Consider the following 541-nt stretch of genomic DNA (forward strand, 5'->3'; position numbering starts at 1 on the left):
GCAGACCGCGCACGCCAAGGCATGGAAGGCGCCGAGCCGCGAGGTGATGCTGATGCGCATGGACAAGGCCGAACGGCTGGGCCTGACCTATGACGAATACACGCTCGAGATCCTCGAGCGCGGACGGCATCTGCGGGAAGAAGACACCGAGCGCATCGCTGCCATCAAGGCCGCGCGCAAGCGACGCCGCGTGCGCCATCTCGATTGACGCCGACATGGCGGGCTGACCAGCACGCTGATCTGCTGGAAGCGTATCGGCTCCGCACCGCGCTAGACAGTGCCGGTCAGGCCTAGGCCTTTCTGGACAGGTGCCCCAGCAGCCACTGGCGGAAATCCTGTTCGGCGCTGGTCAGGCGCGCGGTCGATGCGCTGGTCAAGAAATGGCCTGAGCTGCTGGAGAGCTCGAAATCGGAAAGCGGCATCAGGCTCCTGTTCCTGAGCGCGGCGTCGACAAGCGGCCGCGACCCCAGAAGCACGCCGGCGCCGGCGCTCGCCGCTTCCATCGCCGCGACGAAACTGTCGAAGCGATGCGACCGCTGGG

At 66.7% G+C, this 541-nt stretch carries 2 protein-coding genes; one reads left to right on the forward strand and one right to left on the reverse strand.

Translation table 11 applies throughout. The features are described 5' to 3' along the window. Positions 1–208 (forward strand): hypothetical protein (locus ACWTU8_RS32135; protein ID WP_455851291.1); only part of this gene is annotated, 208 nt, incomplete at its 5' end. 82 nt (positions 209–290) lie between these two features. Here the strand turns inward: ACWTU8_RS32135 and ACWTU8_RS32140 are convergent. Continuing rightward, a partial coding sequence (locus ACWTU8_RS32140; RefSeq protein ID WP_455851292.1) for a LysR substrate-binding domain-containing protein occupies positions 291–541 on the reverse strand: 251 nt, incomplete at its 5' end.

The sequence above is a fragment of the Mesorhizobium sp. BHbdii genome, assembly GCF_053848045.1.